Source organism: Bartonella sp. AP58NXGY (genome assembly GCF_042195785.1).
Lineage (GTDB): Bacteria > Pseudomonadota > Alphaproteobacteria > Rhizobiales > Rhizobiaceae > Bartonella.
Genome location: NZ_JBHIOY010000277.1, coordinates 314 through 680 on the forward strand (window position 1 = coordinate 314; position 367 = coordinate 680).

General features: G+C 43.1%; 1 protein-coding gene. It reads right to left on the reverse strand.

Going from position 1 to position 367, the window contains the following annotated elements; all coding sequences use genetic code 11:
* On the reverse strand, nt 1–367 hold a 367-nt coding region (locus tag ACFINC_RS10915), incomplete at both ends, for a DHHA1 domain-containing protein (RefSeq protein WP_375617222.1).

Consider the following 367-nt stretch of genomic DNA (forward strand, 5'->3'; position numbering starts at 1 on the left):
TTAGTGCTGCAAAGGCTTCATTAGCTTTGTTCCCGTCAGGACCACCAGCCTGCGCCATATCAGAACGGCCACCTCCACCTTGACCACCAAGCACATTTGAAAGAATACGAACAAGATCAACAGCATTGAGTTTATCCGTTAAATCATCCGTAACACCAACAACAGCACTCCCTTTTCCATCTTCTGAAATAGTGATAAAAGCAACGACCCCAGACCCAATCTGTTTTTTCCCAGCATCAACGAGTGCCTTAAGATCTCGTGGCAAAATATTTTTGACAATGTGTCTCATAAAAGAAAGTCCATTGATGATGGTAATATCACCTTGACCACTTTCTGTTATTTTCCCATTCCACACCCTTTTCTTGCG